We start from the raw sequence: 19,088 nt of genomic DNA, 5'->3' as shown, positions 1-19,088 counted from the left end.
AACCGCGGCCAATCGGAATTGCCTGAATGATTGCTAGATCTAAGAAGCGGCCTCACTCCGCTCCGCTGGCCGCACCTCATCCAGCAGGGTGCGGATGACGCCGGCCATGCTCTCGTTCATGTCGTTGCGCCAGAGCGCGAAGGCGACATTGGCTTCGACGAAGCCTTCCGGCGAGCCGCAATCGAAGGTGCGCCCCTTGTAATGATAGCCGTAGAAGGGCTGCTGTCTTTCCAGCTTCAGCATCGCATCCGTCAACTGGATCTCATTGCCGGCGCCGCGCTCCTGGTTTTCGAGGATGCCGAAAATCTCCGGCTGCAGGATATAGCGCCCGTTGATGAAGAGATTGGAGGGTGCCGTGCCCGGTTTCGGCTTCTCCACCATGCCGGTGATGCGGAAGCCGTGATGGGTATCCTCGCCACGGCCGACGATGCCGTATTTGTGCGCCTCGGCCGGATCGCATTCCTGCACGGCGATGATGTTGCTGCCGGTCTCGGCATAGAGTTCGACCATGTCCTTCATGCAGCTTTTCTCCGACTGCATGATCATGTCGGGCAAAAGCAGCGCGAACGGTTCGTCGCCGACCAGCTCGCGCGCGCACCAGACGGCATGGCCAAGCCCCATCGGCACCTGCTGGCGGGTGAAGCTGGTTTGACCCGGCGCCGGCTGCAGCCGCTGCAGGCGGGCGAGCTGGTCGTCCTTGCCGCGCTGGGCCAGCGTGTCGTAGAGCTCGAACTGGACGTCGAAATGATCCTCGATGACCGCCTTGTTGCGTCCGGTCACGAAGATGAAATGCTCGATGCCGGCATCGCGCGCCTCGTCGACCACATACTGGATGACCGGCCGGTCGACGACGGTCAGCATCTCCTTCGGAATGGCCTTGGTGGCCGGAAGAAACCGTGTGCCGAGGCCGGCGACCGGGAAAACTGCCTTGCGAACTCGCTTCATGCTCCACCCCATCCGTTTTGAGCCCATTATCCGCTCGGCGATCTGCTCCGCAATACCCCCGAACATTTTTCACGCCGGAATGTTGAATTACCGAACGGCTGAGTTGAACGCGCAGGGCTAAAAGCCGCGACCTCTCTTTTCGTTCCCGGCGGCACCTATGGTAAACTAAATACTAACCCGGTTCGGCGTTGAATGATCCTTCCTGATTTGACGAAGGAGGAAAAAGATGTCCGTTCGCAACACCGCAAGGCGCCTGACGGCACTGGTGACGGCCGCCGGCCTCACGCTCGCCTTGCTGATGCCCGCCGGACCTGCTTTCGCCGATGCGGGGTTCCGCCAGTGGGTCGTGGGCTTCCGTGCCACCGCCGTGCAGGGCGGCGTTTCCGGCGCGGTCTACGACCAGGCCATGAGGGGCATCGAGCCTGACCCGGTCGTGCTGGAAAAGGCCCGCACCCAGCCGGAATTCACCGCTCCCGCCTGGGACTATTTCGACAACCGCGTGCATGACCAGTCGGTGGCCAACGGTCAGGCGATGGCGCGCAAATGGAGGCCGTGGCTGGATCGGATCGAGGCGCGGTTCGGCGTCGACCGCAACATTCTTCTCGCCATCTGGTCGATGGAATCGAACTATGGCGAGATCCTCAAGCGCGACGACATCATGCGCAATGTCATCCGTTCGTTGGCCACCCTTGCCTATGGCGACCCGAAGCGGTCGAAATACGCCCGCACCCAGCTGATCGCCGCGTTGAAGATCCTGCAGACCGGCGACATCGACGAAGGCCATCTCATGGGCTCCTGGGCCGGCGCGATGGGCCAGACGCAGTTCATCCCGACCAGCTACCAGCGCTACGCCGTCGACATGGACGGCAATGGCCGGCGCGACATCTGGAATTCGATCCCCGACGCGCTTGCGACATCCGCCAATCTTTTGAGGAAGAACGGCTGGCAGGCCGGCAAGACCTGGGGCTACGAAGTGACCTTGCCCGCCGGCAAGCTGCCCGCCGGATCGAAGACGCTGGCGCAATGGAAGGCGCTCGGCGTCACCAGGGCCAATGGCAAGCCGTTCAGGAACCTGACCGACAAGGCGACATTGAAGGTGCCGGACGGCAGGGGCGGACCGGCCTTCCTGATGATCAGGAATTTCTCGGTTATCAAGGCCTACAACAACGCCGACAAATATGCTTTGGCCGTCGGCCTGCTCGCCGACGAGATCGCCGGCGGCACCGGTCTTGTGCAGGACTGGCAGCGGCCTTTCACCAAGCTCAGCTTCGAGGAACGGCAGGAACTGCAGAAGCGGCTTTCCGAGCACGGCTATTATGACGGCAAGTTCGACGGCAAGATCGGCGAAGGCTCGAAGGCCGCCATCATGGCCTACCAGGCGAAGGTCGGCTTGACCCAGGATGGCTATCCGAGCCTGGAAGTGCTGAAATGGCTTCGGAAGCAATAGAGCCGTCCATGGCGTGAAGCATCCTTTCAAAGACGGAAAGGATGCTGTAGCGCTTCGGCTTGCGCATGATTTCCCCGCTTTTGCATGATCATGCGCCAAGGGATGGAGACTTGATTGGTTACGGTTGCGCGTATCCGGCTGATCGTTCGCCGCCTGCCGATCCTTGTCCTGGCCATCGCCGTGCTTGCCGTCGCCGGCTCCAGCGCTTTCCATACGCCAGCTTTCGCGCAGGAAGAGGAAAGCCGCGGCTGGTCGCTGCGCGATCTTCTGTTCCCGCGCCGCAGCGAGCGCATCGAGCCACCGGCCGAAATCCAGAAGGCAAGGCCGAAACCAAAGAAGAAATCCAAGCCGCGCCCGCCGGCCGAACCGGAGACGCCGATCATCGAGAAGACGCCGGATTCCCGCGTCGTGCTGGTGGTCGGCGATTTTCTGGCGGGCGGGCTGGCCGAGGGTCTCGACACCGCCTTTGCCGACAATCCCGCAGTCAGGATCGTTTCACGCAGCAACGGCTCGTCCGGCTTCGTGCGTGACGATTTCTACAACTGGCCGGTCGAGATCAAGTCGCTGATCGAGACGGAGAAACCGTCCGTCGTGGTGATCATGCTTGGCTCCAACGACCGCCAGCAGATGCGCGTCGGCGACGTGCGCGAGCAGCCGCGCTCCGAGAACTGGACCCAGGAATACGAGCGCCGCACCGATGCGCTGGGCAAGGCCATCCAGGATGCAAAGGTGCCGTTCCTGTGGGTCGGCATGCCGGCGTTCGGGGCGGCGAAGATGACCTCGGACATGCTGGCCTTCAACGACATCTATCATTCTGCCGCACAGACGCATGGCGGAGAGTTCGTCGATGTCTGGGACGGCTTCGTCGACGAGAACGGCGCCTTTGTCACCTCCGGGCCGGACATCAACGGCCAGCCGGTGCGCCTGCGCTCCGACGACGGCATCAACGTGACCAAGGCCGGCAAGCGCAAGCTTGCCTTTTATACCGAAAAGCCGCTGGCAAAGATCCTTGGACTGGCGGCGCCAGGAAGCGTCACCACGGTTTCCGCGCCGGCCGGCGCTCCGGTCGAGGCGTCGAAGCCTGCCGCGGCCCCCGTCATCGTCGACCGCACCGCGCCGATGCTGCTCAGCGACCCCTCGCTCGACGGCGGCACCGAACTGCTGGGTGCCGCGCCGCCCGCCAAGGCCGATCCGAACCTGCCGGGTGAAAAGCTGACCGTCGAAGGCAAGGCGCCCGCCGCCTCGCCCGGCCGCGCCGACGATTTCTCCTGGCCGCCGAAGACGCCCACCGCATCGTCGGACACGACCACGGCAATCAATCGCTAACGAGGCAGTACCGTCGACCCCATCAGCGCTTCGTCGATCGCGCGCGCCGCCTGGCGGCCTTCGCGGATCGCCCACACCACCAGCGACTGGCCGCGGCGCACGTCGCCCGCCGTGTAGAGCTTGTCGACGCTGGTCTTGTAGTCGCGGTCGTTGGCCTCGACGTTCCTCGAGCGGCGACTGTCGGTGACGACCTTTATCTGCCCGTCGAGTTCCTTCATCACGCTGTCGTTCACCGGACCGGCAAAGCCGATGGCGATGAAGGCGAGATCGGCACGTATGACGAATTCGGTGCCGGGAACAGGCTTGCGCTTCTCGTCGACCTCGCAGCAGCGGACGCCGGTCAGCTGGCCGTCCTCGCCGATGAATTCGAGCGTCGCCACCTGGAATTCGCGCTCGGCGCCTTCGGCCTGCGAGGAGGATGTGCGCATCTTGGTCGCCCAGTAAGGCCAGACAGCGAGCTTGTCTTCCTTCTCCGGCGGCTGCGGACGGATGTCGAGTTGTGTCACGCGGACCGCGCCTTGCCGGAAGGCGGTGCCGATGCAGTCGGACGCGGTGTCGCCGCCGCCGACGACCACCACATGCTGCCCGCCGGCGATGATTGGATGCGAGGGCCAGGCCACCGACTGGATCGGCTCGCCGCCGACGCGGCGGTTCTGCTGGACCAGATAGGGCATCGCATCGTAGACGCCGCTGAGATCGTCGCCCGGAATGTTGGCGGGGCGCGGCGTTTCCGAGCCGCCGCAATAGAGCACGGCGTCGTACTCGGCGAGGAGCTCCGCAACAGGCTTGTCGACACCGACATTGACGCCGCAATGGAAAGTCACGCCCTCGCCCTGCATCTGCTCGATGCGGCGGTCGATGTAATGCTTCTCGATCTTGAAGTCGGGAATGCCGTAGCGCATCAGTCCGCCCGGCCGGCTCTCGCGCTCATAGACATGCACGTCGTGACCGGCGCGGCCGAGCTGCTGGGCGGCGGCCATTCCTGCCGGCCCGGAGCCGATGACGGCGACGCGCTTGCCGGTCTTCTTCTCCGGCGGATAGGGCCGGATGTGGCCGGTCTCGTAAGCCTTGTCGGCGATCGCCTGCTCGATCGTCTTGATGGCGACCGGAATGTCCTCGAGGTTCAGCGTGCAGGCTTCCTCGCACGGCGCCGGGCAGATGCGGCCGGTGAACTCCGGGAAATTGTTGGTCGAATGCAGGTTGCGGATCGCGCTGTCCCAGTCGCCGTTGTAGACGAGGTCGTTCCAGTCCGGGATCTGGTTGTGGATCGGGCAGCCGGTCGGCCCATGGCAGTACGGAATGCCGCAATCCATGCAGCGCGCCGCCTGTTTCTCGACCTCCTTGTCCGACATCGGCAGCGTGAATTCACGGAAGTGCCGGATGCGATCCGAGGCAGGCTGGTACTTGCGCACCTGCCGGTCGATTTCGAGAAACCCTGTTACCTTGCCCATAGTCCAGTCCCTGCTGTCCGAAGGCACGCTCGAATGCCTAGCTTGTCGGCGCACCCGTTAACCTCATAAGGCCGCCGTGGCAACCTTGGTTCCGAGGTCAGGATTGTTGGTGAGGATGCCGGCCGGGGCATTATCTCCCCCGGCCATGCCCGAAGCCTATTCCGCCGCCACGCTCATGCGCATGCGTTCCATCTCGATCAGCGCGCGGCGATACTCGACCGGCATGATTTTCCGGAATTTCGGCCGGAAGCTTGCCCAGTTGTCGAGGATCTCGCGGCCGCGCACCGAGCCCGTGTAATGGACGTGGTTCGAGATCAGCTGATAGAGCCGCTCCTCGTCGTGGCTGGTCATGTCGCCGGAGACGTCGACGCGTCCCTTGTGGTCGAGGTCGCCGCCGTGATGGAGCAGCTTCTCCATCAGGTCGTCCTCTTCCGGAACCGGCTCCAGCTCGACCATCGCCATGTTGCAGCGCTCGGCGAAATCGCCCCTCTCGTCCAGCACATAGGCGACGCCGCCCGACATGCCGGCGGCGAAGTTGCGCCCCGTTTTGCCGATGACGACGACGATGCCGCCGGTCATGTATTCGCAGCCATGGTCGCCGACGCCTTCGACGACGGTGACGACGCCGGAATTTCGCACCGCGAAGCGCTCGCCGGCGACACCGGCGAAATAGGCCTCGCCCTCGGTCGCGCCGTAGAGCACCGTGTTGCCGACGATGATAGATTCGGCAGCTATGATCTTGGCCTCTTCCGGCGGCCGGATGACGATGCGGCCGCCCGACAGGCCCTTGCCGACATAGTCGTTGCCGGCGCCGACCAGTTCGAAGGAAACGCCGCGCGCGAGAAACGCGCCGAAGGACTGGCCAGCCGTGCCGGTGAGCTTGACGCTGATCGTGTCCTCGCGCAGCCCCTTGTGCTTGAAGCGCTTGGCCACTTCGCCCGACAGCATCGCGCCGGCGGAGCGGTCGACATTGCGGATCGGCAGCTCGATGGTCACCGGCTGCTTGGCTTCGAGCGCCGGCTTCGCCAGCTCGATCAGCTTGCGGTCGAGCACGTCGTCGATCGGATGCTTCTGCCGTTCGGTCCAGTGCAGCGCCTCGTGCGGCGCATCGGGCTTGAAGAACATCTTCGAGAAGTCGAGTCCGCGCGCCTTCCAATGCTGGATCACGTCGCGCTTCTCCAGAAGGTCGGTGTCGCCGATGATCTGGTCGAGATGGGTGAAGCCCATTTCGGCGAGCAGCGCACGCACCTCTTCCGCAACGTAGAAGAAGAAGTTGATGACGTGTTCCGGCGTGCCCTTGAAGCGCTTGCGCAGCACCGGGTCCTGCGTCGCCACGCCCACCGGGCAGGTGTTCAGGTGGCACTTGCGCATCATGATGCAGCCGGCCGCGATCAGCGGCGCGGTCGAGAAGCCGAACTCGTCGGCGCCGAGCAGCGCACCGATGATGACGTCGCGGCCGGTGCGCAGGCCGCCGTCGACCTGCAGCGCCACGCGGGAGCGCAAGCCGTTGAGCACCAGCGTCTGATGCGTTTCGGCAAGGCCCATTTCCCACGGGCTGCCGGCATGCTTGAGCGAGGTCAGCGGCGAAGCGCCGGTGCCGCCGTCATAGCCGGAGATGGTGATGTGGTCGGCGCGCGCCTTGGCGACGCCCGCCGCGACCGTGCCGACGCCGACCTCCGACACCAGCTTGACCGAGACGTCGGCCGCCGGATTGACGTTCTTCAGGTCATAAATCAGCTGCGCCAGATCCTCGATCGAATAGATGTCGTGATGCGGCGGCGGCGAGATCAGGCCGACGCCGGGCGTCGAATGCCTGACCTTGGCGATGGTGGCGTCGACCTTGTGGCCGGGCAACTGGCCACCCTCGCCGGGCTTGGCGCCTTGGGCCACCTTGATCTGCATGACGTCGGAATTGACCAGATACTCCGCCGTCACGCCGAACCGCCCCGACGCCACCTGCTTGATCGCCGAGCGTTCCGGGTTCTTGCCGCCGCCGGGCAGCGGCAGATAGCGGTCGGCCTCCTCGCCGCCCTCGCCGGTGTTCGACTTGCCGCCGATGGTGTTCATGGCGCGCGCCAGCGTGGTGTGCGCTTCCCTGGAGATCGAGCCGAAGGACATCGCTCCGGTCGAGAAGCGCTTGACGATCTCGGCCGCCGGCATGACGTCGTCGAGCGCGACCGTCTTGCGGCCGGTCTCTTCCGCCAACTTGATCTTGAACAGGCCGCGTATGGTCTGCGCGCGCGCGGTCGCGCTGTCGATCTGCGCCGAATATTCCTTGAACGTGTCCCAGGAGCCCTGGCGCACGGCATGCTGCAAGGTCGCAACCGCGTCCGGCGACCACATATGCGCCTCGCCACGCATGCGGAACATGTACTCGCCGCCGACCTCGAGATTGTTGCGCAGCACAGGGTCGTTGCCGAAGGCGTCTGTGTGACGGCTGAGCGTCTCGGTCGCGATCTCGTCCAGCCCGACGCCTTCGATCAGCGTCGCGGTGCCGGTGAAGTATTTCTCGACGAAATCCGACTTGAGCCCGATGGCGTCGAAGATCTGCGCGCCGCAATAGGACTGATAGGTCGAGATGCCCATCTTGGACATCACCTTGAGGATGCCCTTGCCGATCGACTTGATGTAGCGGGAGACGACTTCATATTCGTCGACCTCTTCCGGCAGCTCGCCGCGCTTGTGCATGTCGAGCAGCGTGTCGAAGGCGAGATAAGGGTTGATCGCCTCGGCGCCGTAGCCGGCCAGGCAGCAGAAATGATGCACTTCCCGCGGCTCGCCGGATTCCACGACCAGCCCGACCGCAGTGCGCAGGCCCTTGCGGATCAGGTGGTGGTGCACCGCCGCGGTGGCGAGAAGCACGGGAATGGCGATCCGGTCCGGCCCGACCTGGCGGTCGGACAGGATGATGATGTTGTAGCCGCCGGCGACCGCCGCCTCGGCCCGCTCGCAGAGCCGGTCGATGGCGCCCTGCATGCCGGCCGCGCCCTCGTTCGAGCCATAGGTGATATCGATCGTCTTGGTGTCGAAACGGTCCTCGGTGTGGCCGATGGAGCGGATCTTTTCGAGATCGCCATTGGTCAGGATCGGCTGGCGCACTTCCAGCCGCTTGCGGCGCGACGTGCCGACCAGATCGAAGATGTTCGGCCGCGGCCCGATGAAGGACACCAGGCTCATCACCAGCTCCTCGCGGATCGGGTCGATCGGCGGGTTGGTGACCTGGGCGAAGTTCTGCTTGAAATAGGTGTAGAGCAGCTTCGACTTGTCCGACATCGCCGAGATCGGCGTGTCGGTGCCCATCGAGCCGACCGCTTCCTGGCCGGTGGTGGCCATCGGCGCCATCAGAAGCTTGGTGTCTTCCTGCGTGTAGCCGAAGGCCTGCTGGCGATCGAGCAGGCTGACGTCCTTGCGCAGCGCCCGCGGCTCGACCGGCTTCAGGTCTTCGAGGATGAGCTGCGTGTTGGCGAGCCAGGTCTTGTAGGGGTGCCTGGTCGCGATCTCCGACTTGATCTCCTCGTCGGAAATGATGCGGCCCTTGGCAAGATCGATCAGCAGCATGCGGCCGGGCTGCAGCCGCCACTTCTGCACGATCTTTTCCTCCGGCACTGGCAGCACGCCGGCTTCCGAAGCCATGATGACGCGGTCGTCGTCGGTGACGATGTAGCGCGCCGGCCGCAGACCGTTGCGGTCGAGCGTCGCGCCGATCTGGCGTCCGTCGGTGAAGACGACTGCCGCCGGCCCGTCCCACGGCTCCATCAGCGCTGCATGGTATTCGTAGAAGGCCTTGCGGTCCTGATCCATGAGCTTGTTGCCGGCCCAGGCTTCCGGGATCAGCATCATCATGGCGTGGCTTAAGCTGTAGCCACCCTGGAACAGGAACTCGAGCGCATTGTCGAAGCACGCCGTGTCCGACTGGCCTTCATAGGAGATCGGCCACAGCTTCGAGATATTGTTGCCGAACAGCTCGGAATCGACCGAGGCCTGGCGCGCCGCCATCCAGTTGTTGTTGCCGCGCACCGTGTTGATCTCGCCGTTATGCGCGACCATGCGGTAGGGATGCGCCAGCTTCCATGACGGGAACGTGTTGGTCGAAAAGCGCTGGTGGACGAGGATCAGCGCCGTCTCGAAACGCGGGTCGTTGAGGTCCTTGTAATAGGCCCCGACCTGGTAGGCGAGGAACATACCCTTGTAGACGATGGTGCGCGCCGACAGCGACACGCAGTAGGAACCGATGTCCTTGTTGTCATTCTCGGCATAGATGCGGCCCGAGATAACCTTGCGCAGGAGATAGAGCCTCGCTTCATACTCCTCGTCGTCCGGAATGTCGGCAGTACGGCCGATGAACACCTGACGATGGAACGGCTCGGACGCGACGATCTCCGGCGCCTTCGACAATGACGAATTGTCGACCGGCACGTCGCGGAAGCCGATGAGCGGCAGCCCTTCCGACTGCGCCGATTCGGCTATGATGTCCTCGATATGGGCGCGAAGGGCCGCGTCCTGCGGCATGAACCAGTGGCCGACGCCGTACTGGCCGGCGGGGGGCAGTTCGACGCCCTTGGCCGCCATCTCCTCACGGAAGAAGTGGTCCGGAATCTGCACCAACACGCCGGCGCCGTCGCCGACCAGCGGATCGGCACCGACGGCGCCGCGATGGGTGAGGTTTTCCAGCATCGCCAGGCCGTCCTCGACGATCTGGTGCGACTTCACGCCCTTCATGTTGGCGATGAAGCCGACGCCGCAGGCGTCATGCTCGTTGCGCGGATCATAGAGCCCTTGCGCGGTCAAGCCGGTAGTCGGGCCGTTGGTCGCGCGAGTCGGATTTTTGACAACTGCCGCTTTCGTCTGCGCGGCCTGGCCGTTGATCGCAGATCGCGTCAGTTCCGTCATCGTCCTGTCCTCCGTTCCGCACCCTTTGGCGGTGATTTCCCTTAGGGCGCTGGTTTGCCTTGGGAAGCACAATGCTTCCCCTTCATCCTTGCTGCACGTCTCGCGAAATTCTTGCCGAACCATGCGGCCATACGCCCGGTTCGCATCCGGTATCGTACAGGCCAGAGCGGAGCCGTCTACCCGCCGCTCGCGACAATGGCCGGAATGGCACCGATGATACGCCAGTCCGGCCTGTTTTGTGCGACAAAATAAGACAGCACTACTGTCCTAAATTTTTTATGGCAGAATTCGGGGGCCTGCACAAGACCGATTCACAAAAATCTTGGCCTCGCCGCGACACAAAATTTCGTGACGGGATCGAGAAATGTAAGCTTTGGTCGCAACCATGTGCGGCCGCCGGCTGGCTTCACAGCTTTGCCAATGATTGGCTCTTGCGCATCGGACGCCAAAGCAGTCAAGTCGCGCCGCTTTTGCCAATCACGATACGGACCTCTCGATGTTCTTTGCATCCGACAACTGGGCGGGCGTCCATCCCGACATTTCGGCCAATCTTTCCCGCCACGCGGCCGGCATCGCGAGCGCCTATGGTGACGGCGAGTTGGACCGCGCCGTCTATCGTCGCTTCAGCGAGGTCTTCGAGCGTGAAGTTCAGGTGTTCTTCGTCGCCACCGGCACCGCGGCCAACGCGCTGTCGATGGCGGCGTTGAACCGTATCGGGGGCATCGCCCTTTGCCATTCCGAAGCGCATATGAATGTCGACGAATTCGGCGCGATGGGCTTCTACACCGGCGGCGCGCGCATGGCGCCGGTCCCGGGACCTCTGGGACGCATGAACCCGGAGGCTCTCGATCGGGCTATAAAGCGCTATTCGCAGGATCTTGCGCCCGCCGGCCAGCCAATGGCGGTGACGATCACCCAGGCGACCGAGGTCGGCACAGTCTATACCGTCGACGACGTCAACGCGATCGCCGAGGTCAGCCGCAGGCATAAGCTGCCACTGCATATGGACGGCGCGCGCTTTGCAAATGCGATCGCGGCGACTGGCGTGACTCCTGCTGAAATGACCTGGAAAAGCGGCGTCGATCTCATCTCCTTCGGCGCCACCAAGAACGGCTGCTGGATGGCCGATGCCGTGGTGATTCTGAACCCCGATGTCGGCGGCGACCTGCGCCTGCTGCGCCAGCGCGCCGGTCAGACTTTTTCCAAGGCGCGCTTCATCTCGGCCCAGTTCGAAGCCTATCTCAGCGACGACCTGTGGCTGAGGATGGCGCACCACGCCAATGCGATGGCCGCACATCTGGCCGAGACCATCGAGGACTCGCCGGCAGGCAAGCTCGCCTGGCTGCCGCAGGCCAACGAAGTGTTCGCCATCCTTGACCGCGCGGTTGCCGAAAAGCTGCAGGCCGCCGGCGCCAAATTCTATGAATGGGGCGTGCCGCAGGGTTTTGACGGCCATCTCGGCGACGGTGAAGCGATCTACCGCTTCGTCGCAAGCTTCGCGACCACGACGCGAGAGATCGATCGTCTCGGTCAACTGCTCTCCGAATGATCAGGCGAGGCAGGGCCTCAGCAACAGTTCGGAGCCAAGCAGGATCAGAAAAATCAGGAACCAGCGGCGGAATGCCGCCGGGCTGATCCGCTGCCGCAGGACCTGCCCGAGCCACATGCCAAGCAAGGCCGGCAGCACGACAAGCGAGGACATCGCCAGATGTCCAGGCTCGAAGGCGCCATGCGATGCGAGCCCTATCGCCAGCGCGATGGTAGAGACGGTGAAGGAAAGGCCGAGCGCCTGGATGAGATCGTCCCGGCTCAATCCGAGCGCCTGGATATAGGGCACGGCGGGCACCACGAAGACGCCCGTGCCCCCGGTGACCAGCCCCGTGAGGAAGCCCACGACCGGCGAAGACCAGCGCTCGGCTCCCGCCGGAACTGCGGGCTGTCGTGCCAGCAGGCTGTAGGCGGCATAGGCGATCAATGCCGCGCCGAGGCCGGCGGTCGTCCATTTGACATTGTCGCTGGCCAGCAGCCGCGAGCCTATAACGGTGCCGATCACGATGCCCGCCATCATCAGCCAGAGTCGCCGCAGGATCGATGCAAAGCTCGGGCCGGCGAAGAGCTGCCAGACATTGGTGACGAAAGACGGCACGATGAGCAGCGACGCGGCAGCGACCGGCGGCATTACCGTGCCCAGCAATCCCATCGCCAGCGTCGGCAGGCCATGCCGGTCACGCCCTTGACGATCCCCGCCAGCAGGAAGGTGATTGCAACTGTGCAGGTGAGGGCCAGGGAAAAATCAGACATTGCCCTTCATGGAAGGACAATACTGGCTCCAAAAGAGCCAGAACGATCCGTTGCCCATGGCACAAAAAAGCGGCGCCTTTCGACGCCGCTTTCGTCTCGGGAGGGAGACGTATTTCCAGATGGAGCTCGCGGGTTACGCGGCAGCCTTGGCCTCGATCTGCTTGGCCTTGTCCGAAGACGAGGTGATCGCAATCTTGCGCGGCTTGAGCTCGTCGGGGATGTTGCGCTTGAGGTCGACGAAGAGCAGGCCGTTCTTCAGCGTGGCGCCCTCGACCTCGACGTGGTCGGCGAGCTGGAAGCGGCGCTCGAAGGCCCTCGAGGCAATGCCGCGATAGAGCAACTCGGAACCCTCGCCGTTGTTCTCTTCCTTGCGCTCGCCCTTGACGGTCAGCACATTGCGGTGCGCCTCGATCGAGATCTCGTCTTCCGAGAAGCCGGCAACCGCCATCGAGATACGATAGGCGTTCTCGCCGGTGCGCTCGATGTTATAGGGCGGATAGGTCTGCGCGCTCTCGGGCTGGCCGAGCGTATCGAGCATGGTGAACAGCCGGTCGAAGCCGACGGTCGAACGATAAAGCGGGGAAAAATCAACGTGACGCATGGTGTGTTCTCCTGTTGAGCAACATGGTTTGCGTATGACCCGGTGCGAAACCCTCGAAAGGCGTTCCGGATAGGCCAGCGGCCCCGACATCGGCGGCCACAATCTCCATTTGGGAAGCGCAAAAGCCCATTTCAAGAACTTCGCGCGATCAACTTCCCTTCGATCTTTCCGCCCGATGAACGCCAGATGAACCGCGGCTTCGGCATCCGTTCAGCCTGGCCTGGCTAGGCTGCGCCTAAGAATACGGACATGCGGCGCCTCGATCGGGGCGCCGCGACGAGGCCGAACCGGGTGCAACGTCCCTTCCTCCCGGATCGACAGAGGCCGGAAGCGCGCCGCAGGCGCTTCCGGCCTTCCCCGTTTCGAGCTCGGTGAAAGCCGCGCGCAAATCCCGCAACGCCTTTGCTTTTGGCGCATGGCCGTCTATCACCATGGCAACGCCTGGCCCGTTCGGGCAAAGAACAATCTACGAAGCGCCGAATGACGGACCTTTTCCACCACACCGAGGGCAATCCGCCGCCTGAGCATGCCGCCGGTGGCTTTTTCCCAACCCGCGACGGCAGGAAGATCCGCTATGGCGTCTTCGCTGCGGTCGCCCGCCCGCTGCAGGGCACGGTGGTGGTGCTTACCGGCCGCAACGAGTGCATCGAGAAATATTTCGAAACCATCCGCGACCTCGCCGGCCGCGGCTTCGGCGTTGCCATCCTCGACTGGCGCGGCCAGGGCGATTCCAGCCGCCTGCTGCGCGACCGGCAGCGCGGCTATGTCCGCAGCTTCTGCGACTACACCGGCGACCTTGAGCAGTTCTTCGAGGAGATCGTGCTGCCGGATTGCCGCGGCCCCTATTACATTCTCGCCCATTCGACCGGAGCGGTGATTGCGCTGCTTGCCTCGCCGTCGATGGTCAACCGGGTGCGGCGCATGGTGCTGATCGCGCCCTTCCTGGCCGTGCCCGACTTGCAAGTTTCGATAACCACCATACGGCGCGTCTGCGCGGTGTTCTGCGCGCTGGGCCTCGGCCGCCTCTATGCCGCCTTGGGGCCGCGTCCGAAATTGCCGACGCCCTTCGAAATCAACAAGGTAACCTCCGATCCGGAGCGCTACCGGCGCAACACGGACATCTACAGGGCTTGGCCGCAGTTGGGTCTCGGTGGTCCGACCATCCGCTGGCTGAAGGCCGCCGCCGAAGCCGCGGAAGCCGTCAGCGATCCCGATTTCATGGCAAGGATCCGGGTGCCGATGCTGATCGTCGCCGCCGGCGCCGACCAGGTCGTGTCGACCAAGGCGGTGGAGGCCTATGCCAGGCGGCTGCGCGTCGGCTCGCTGTTGATGATCGACGGCGCCCATCACGAGATCCTGCAGGAGAAGGATCTTTTCCGCGAGCAGTTGCTCGCGGCCTTCGATGCGTTCATTCCGGGCACCGGCGACGTCCCCTGACCGGCTCGGCAGCACGCCCGTCCTGAGAGCCAGTCCGCAGCGTGGCTCCCCGACCGATGGGCGAACTTCGCCGCCTCGGCTTATTCCCGTTCGGGCGCCGAGCGCTAGGTTGCTGTCCAGGAGGTCATACGCCAGTCGACAGGGACCGGGAGGAGAGAACATGAACGCATCGAGCCCGCTATCGCGTCAGGGCCATCGCCTGCTGCAGATCGGCGTCGCCCTCCTGCTGTTTTCGTCCTTCGAAGGGTTTGCGATCCCGTACCTCGCCGCGCCGCGGCTCGGACTGTCCGCGCACACGCTCAGCGGCCTGCAGGGCGTTCTCCTGCTGGCGCTGGGTCTCATGTGGCCCAGGCTCAATCTCGGCGCCGCGATGTCACGGGTTGCATTCTGGTTCCTGATCTATTCGGCCTTGGCCATCCTGGCCGCCTATGTAATGGCCAGCATCTGGGGGGCCGGCAACGAGACAATGCCGCTGGCGGCCGGAGCCTTCCATTGGAGTGCCTTCCAGGAAGGCGTGATCAAAGGGATAGGGTATTCGTCCGCGCCGACCGGCCTGATCTCTTTCGCCCTCATCCTATGGGGCCTGCGTCTCGCGGGCGCTTCGTCCACCAACGCCTGATGCACGTCGCCCAGAAGTGCGTAGCGGTTCTGGGATAACGACATGCATCAAAACAAAGGCTTAAAGCGCGTCGCTGAATCCATTTCAGCGCGACGCGCTTTAGAGATGCTCAGCCGCGCAACGCTGCCATCGCCGCGGCGTGCAATTCCGGCGTCGCCGCCGCCAGTATGTCGCCGCCCTTTTCCGCCGGCCCGCCCTCGAATGTGGTGACCACGCCGCCCGCCTTCTCGATGATCGGGATCAGCGCCACGATGTCGTAGGGTTTCAAGCCTGGATCGGCGACAATGTCGACGCTTCCCGCCGCTATCATCGCGAAGGCGTAGCAGTCCGTGCCGTAGCGGGCGAGTTGCACCTGCTTCTCGAACTGGTCGTAGCGGCTGCGCGCCTCGCCCTTGAACAGCGCCGGCGTGGTGGTGAACAGCGTCGCCTGCGAAAGCTCCGTCGTCTTGCGCGTCGCGAGCTTGCGCGGGCCGCCCGGGCCTTCGTAGTGCGAGCCGGACGCATTGGCATAGAACAGCTCGCCGGTGAAGGGTTGCGACATCAGGCCCGCGACGGCATCGCCGTCGACCGTCAGTCCGACTAGCGTTCCCCAGACCGGCAGGCCGGAAATGAAGGCGCGCGTGCCGTCGATCGGGTCGATGACCCAGACATGCCGGCTCGAAATATTCTCGCTGCCATGCTCCTCGCCGAGGATGCCGTGATCGGGGTATTCCGCTGAGATAAGCGCCCGGATCGCCCGCTCGGCCTCGCGGTCGGCCTCCGTCACCGGATCGAAGCTTTCGGCTTGTTTGTTGGTGACCTCGCCCTGGCTGCGGAAGCGCGGCAAGGTCTCGGCCGCGGCGGCACGCGCGATGCGCCGCATGAAATCAATACTGATATCCAACTCGCTCTCCCCATTGCGGCAGCCGTCGGCAGCCGCCGTTTCTGCCCGGAGCAAAGACGCAAAGGCCGATCAGGCGCCGCGCATTTGTTGCCCGAATGTCACACCTCAGCCGCCGAAACGGAATTTGCACATCATATTGAATTAAAAAAGCCCGAAGTCGATTGACATTTGTGCATCGCACAATAGTTTTGTTCTCGGACAGCTTATCCTGTCCATGCCCTCCTTGGGCGTTTCCTCCCTAGACTTCGACCGTGTCGTGAAAACGACGCGGTCTTTTTTTAAGCCGCGAATCGTCGGGTTGCGATCATTCCGCGGCGAGCGGCAGGTCGACGAAATTATGGTCGGGCATCGACATCAGCTCGGCCGAAAACCGCGCCAGGTCGTCGGCAAGCGCGTCGAAGCCGGCCGACTTCTGGAACGTCCGCTCGTTCATGTAAAGTCCGCGATTGACCTCTATCTGCAGCGCGTGGAGATGACGCGCCGGCCGCCCGTAATGCTCGGTGATGAAGCCGCCGGCATAAGGCTTGTTGTGCGCGACCGCGTAGCCCATGCCCGTCAGCAGGCCGATCGCCGTCTCGGTCAGAGCCGCGGTCGCGGAAATGCCGAAACGGTCGCCGATGATGAAATCCGGCCGCGCCCCGTTGTCGCCGACGCGGATGCTGGCCGGCATTGAATGGCAATCGATCAGCACGGCATAGCCGAAGCGGGCATGGGTTCTGGTCAGCAGCCGCTTCAGCGTCTCGTGATACGGCTTGTAGACGGCCTCTATGCGCCCCACGGCCTCGGCCAGAGGCAGGCGCCCGGGATAGATGTCGAGCCCCTCTCCTACCAGCTTCGGCACCGTGCCCAGCCCGCCCGCGACGCGGGCAGAACGGATGTTGCAGAAGGACGGCACCGGCTCCGCGAACATGCGCGGATCGAGTTCCCACGGCTCGCGGTTGACGTCCAGATAGGCGCGCGGGAAATTCGCCGCCAGCATCGGCGCGCCGAGCGCGACGGCGCCGCCGAACAATTCATCGACATAGCAATCCTCCGACCGGCGTATGGCGTTGCGGTCGAGCCGCGCCATGGCCAGGAAGCGCTCGGGATAGTGGCGGCCGCTATGCGGCGAATTGAACAGGAAAGGTACGCGTTGCTCGGCGCCCAATCGGATTTCGAAGGGTGGTACGACCGAAAAATCCTCGGCTGCCGTCTTCAATTTGAACGAACCAGGAAACAGCACTGCATCATGACGCAAAACTGCCATCTTGCGCCCGTCATGTCCAGCATCTCAGCCCACGAAACGGACAGTCGAAGCGGGCGGGACAAGGCCAATGTTCACTTGATGTTTACCGTCTCCTCCTCATATACAGGATGGTTAACGGGCTTGCCCGGCGGCAGGCTTGGGGCGGGTGATTCGGACGGGATATGATGGCACGCATTCTGCTGGCGGAAGACGACGACGATATGCGCCGGTTCCTCGTCAAGGCGCTGGAGCGTGCCGGTTACCAGGTAAGCGATTTCGACAATGGCGCCAGCGCCTATGAGCGGCTGCGCGAGGAGCCTTTCTCGCTGCTTCTGACCGACATCGTCATGCCGGAGATGGACGGCATCGAGCTTGCCCGCCGCGCCACCGAGATCGATCCGGACCTCAAGGTCATGTTCATCACCGGTTTTGCCGCCGTCGCGCTCAATCCGGATTCCAAGGCGCCCAAGGACGCCAAGGTGCTGTCGAAGCCGTTCCATCTGCGCGACCTCGTCAACGAGGTCGAGAAGATGCTTCAGGCGGCCTGAGATATTTTCCGCACAGGCGGCGCTTCCGCCGGTGCGGCAAAACGGAGCTTCTTTTCACAATTCCTGCTATTGACGCGCCGGACCAAAAATGGTGTATGCGCGGCTTCGGATGGGCGTGTAGCTCAGCGGGAGAGCACTGCATTGACATTGCAGGGGTCACAAGTTCAATCCTTGTCACGCCCACCATCCAGTTTTTGATAGCTTTTCAATAGTTTAGCTATCAAAACAAATCCCATCGAATGACCCTTGATTTGGCTGCTGGTCACAAACTGGTCACAGCAAAGGGTTCGTCATGGCCAGAATTCGGAAGCACTGCGACAAGTATCAAGTACAGGTTCGCAGGAAGGGCGTCGCCCCTTTAACCAGAACATTCACAGTCCTTGCTGACGCTAAGGAATGGGCGAGGCATCAAGCTAGCTTCCTGTTGGATGCATTCGGCAATCTGCGGCGTTCCGGGTTGAAACCCATAAGCTCGACATCGTGGTTCGAAGTATGTGGCAATAGTCGCCGGGAAAGCTGTTTTGAACGTAACCGCTGCTCTAGTCCGCCAAGCAGGGATGTAGCTCCCCTTTGTTGACGCGATGTAGGTGGCGGATCATGATGACAAGGGCGCAAAGAGCGACCCCTCATGCTGGGGGAGGATAAAAATGCATCCACTTGTCATCGACGCGAAGCCTCAACCTATTTTAATTGATACTGCTAACGCTGCAGTTCTCGTCGTGGACATGCAGAATGACTTCGGCTCCAAAGGTGGAATGTTCGACAGAGCTGGAATCGATATCTCCGGGATTCAACGGGCTGTCGGCCCTACTGCCAGCGTAATAGCGGCCGCTCGCGATTTGAGAGTGCCCGTCGTCTATCTGAAAATGGGGTATTATTCCGACCTCTCGGACCTTGGGAAATCGGACGCCCCCAACCGTATCCGACATCTCCAGATCTTTGGGGTCGGTGAGAGCATGACAGCCCCGGATGGCAGCGAGAGCCGGATTCTGATCCGCGACACCTGGGGAACAGATATCGTTGACGACCTCAAGCCAGAGCCGGGGGATGTCGTCCTCTACAAAACGCGATTCAGCGGTTTCTACGAGACCGAACTCGATTCTGTTCTGAAGACCGCAGGCATCAAACACCTCATCGTGACAGGATGCACGACCAGCGTGTGTGTGGAATCGACAATTCGGGATGCCTTCTTCAGGGACTATCACTGCATACTGCTGACGGATTGCACCAGCGAGCCCATCGCTTGGGACGCCTCAAGGAGCAATCATGACGCCTCGATCACGCTCGTGCAGATACTCTTTGGATGGACATCGACGTCCGACCAGTTCCTGAAGGCGATCGAGGAGCGAGTTCAGGGGCGTTTTGAACTAGGGTCAGGACTCATTGATCCAGAAGATGAAGGCTGCAGCGAAGGC

General features: G+C 63.1%; 13 protein-coding genes, 1 tRNA gene and 1 pseudogene. 8 read left to right on the top strand and 7 right to left on the bottom strand.

Features of this window, described 5'->3' with window-relative positions; translation table 11 throughout:
- Positions 1-39: 39 nt before the first annotated feature.
- Positions 40-945, bottom strand: coding sequence for a UTP--glucose-1-phosphate uridylyltransferase GalU (galU, locus tag AU465_RS21110; RefSeq protein ID WP_192252386.1), 906 nt, complete (start codon positions 943-945; stop codon positions 40-42).
- A gap of 226 nt (positions 946-1,171) precedes the next feature.
- On the opposite strand from galU, the gene AU465_RS21105 reads away from it, so the two are divergent.
- Positions 1,172-2,392, top strand: a complete 1,221-nt coding sequence (locus AU465_RS21105; protein WP_192252383.1) for a lytic murein transglycosylase — start codon at positions 1,172-1,174, stop codon at positions 2,390-2,392.
- A 114-nt stretch (positions 2,393-2,506) separates the two neighbouring features.
- On the top strand, positions 2,507-3,718 hold the full coding sequence (locus AU465_RS21100) for an SGNH/GDSL hydrolase family protein (protein ID WP_192252380.1): 1,212 nt from the start codon (positions 2,507-2,509) through the stop codon (positions 3,716-3,718).
- Here the strand turns inward: AU465_RS21100 and AU465_RS21095 are convergent.
- Together AU465_RS21095 and gltB are read right to left on the bottom strand one after the other, a co-directional pair.
- Complete coding sequence (locus tag AU465_RS21095; protein ID WP_192252377.1) at positions 3,715-5,169, bottom strand: glutamate synthase subunit beta; 1,455 nt, start codon at positions 5,167-5,169, stop codon at positions 3,715-3,717. The two genes, AU465_RS21100 and AU465_RS21095, sit on opposite strands and share 4 nt — an antisense overlap.
- 156 nt (positions 5,170-5,325) lie before the next feature.
- Complete coding sequence (gltB, locus tag AU465_RS21090; protein WP_192252374.1) at positions 5,326-10,059, bottom strand: glutamate synthase large subunit; 4,734 nt, start codon at positions 10,057-10,059, stop codon at positions 5,326-5,328.
- Between the two features lie 496 nt (positions 10,060-10,555).
- On the opposite strand from gltB, the gene AU465_RS21085 reads away from it, so the two are divergent.
- Entirely contained in the window at positions 10,556-11,608 is a 1,053-nt protein-coding gene (locus tag AU465_RS21085) for a threonine aldolase family protein (protein WP_192252371.1), read from the top strand.
- On the opposite strand, the pseudogene AU465_RS21080 reads toward AU465_RS21085, so the two are convergent.
- Positions 11,609-12,360 (bottom strand): annotated as a pseudogene (locus tag AU465_RS21080) (sulfite exporter TauE/SafE family protein).
- Positions 12,361-12,493: 133 nt separating this feature from the next.
- Positions 12,494-12,961: an Hsp20 family protein gene (locus AU465_RS21075; protein WP_192252367.1), complete on the bottom strand. Its 468-nt coding sequence runs from the start codon at positions 12,959-12,961 to the stop codon at positions 12,494-12,496.
- 480 nt (positions 12,962-13,441) lie between these two features.
- Between AU465_RS21075 and AU465_RS21070 the strand changes: the two genes are divergently transcribed.
- Together AU465_RS21070 and AU465_RS21065 are read left to right on the top strand one after the other, a co-directional pair.
- Entirely contained in the window at positions 13,442-14,398 is a 957-nt protein-coding gene (locus AU465_RS21070; protein WP_192252364.1) for an alpha/beta fold hydrolase, read from the top strand.
- A 160-nt stretch (positions 14,399-14,558) separates the two neighbouring features.
- Positions 14,559-15,017, top strand: a complete 459-nt coding sequence (locus AU465_RS21065) for a styrene oxide isomerase (RefSeq protein ID WP_192252361.1) — start codon at positions 14,559-14,561, stop codon at positions 15,015-15,017.
- A gap of 109 nt (positions 15,018-15,126) precedes the next feature.
- Here AU465_RS21065 and hisN read toward each other — a convergent pair whose 3' ends face one another.
- Together hisN and AU465_RS21055 are read right to left on the bottom strand one after the other, a co-directional pair.
- Positions 15,127-15,900 (bottom strand): histidinol-phosphatase, encoded by a 774-nt coding sequence (gene hisN / locus AU465_RS21060; RefSeq protein WP_192252358.1) that lies wholly within the window; start codon positions 15,898-15,900, stop codon positions 15,127-15,129.
- 304 nt (positions 15,901-16,204) lie between these two features.
- Positions 16,205-17,146: an N-formylglutamate amidohydrolase gene (locus AU465_RS21055; protein ID WP_192252355.1), complete on the bottom strand. Its 942-nt coding sequence runs from the start codon at positions 17,144-17,146 to the stop codon at positions 16,205-16,207.
- A gap of 164 nt (positions 17,147-17,310) precedes the next feature.
- Between AU465_RS21055 and cpdR the strand changes: the two genes are divergently transcribed.
- The 3 genes from cpdR to AU465_RS21040 all read left to right on the top strand — a co-directional run.
- Positions 17,311-17,673 carry a cell cycle two-component system response regulator CpdR gene (gene cpdR, locus AU465_RS21050; RefSeq protein ID WP_006199474.1) on the top strand — a complete coding sequence of 121 codons (363 nt, stop codon included), beginning with the start codon at positions 17,311-17,313 and terminating at the stop codon, positions 17,671-17,673.
- Between the two features lie 111 nt (positions 17,674-17,784).
- A tRNA-Val gene (locus AU465_RS21045) sits at positions 17,785-17,859 on the top strand.
- 401 nt (positions 17,860-18,260) lie between these two features.
- The coding region (locus tag AU465_RS21040; protein WP_312891298.1) for a cysteine hydrolase family protein at positions 18,261-19,088 on the top strand (828 nt) is incomplete at its 3' end.

The sequence above is a fragment of the Mesorhizobium silamurunense genome, from assembly GCF_014843905.1.
Lineage (GTDB): Bacteria > Pseudomonadota > Alphaproteobacteria > Rhizobiales > Rhizobiaceae > Mesorhizobium > Mesorhizobium silamurunense.
The sequence above is the reverse complement of the archived record's forward strand: the minus strand, read 5'-3'. Positions and strand labels throughout refer to the sequence as shown.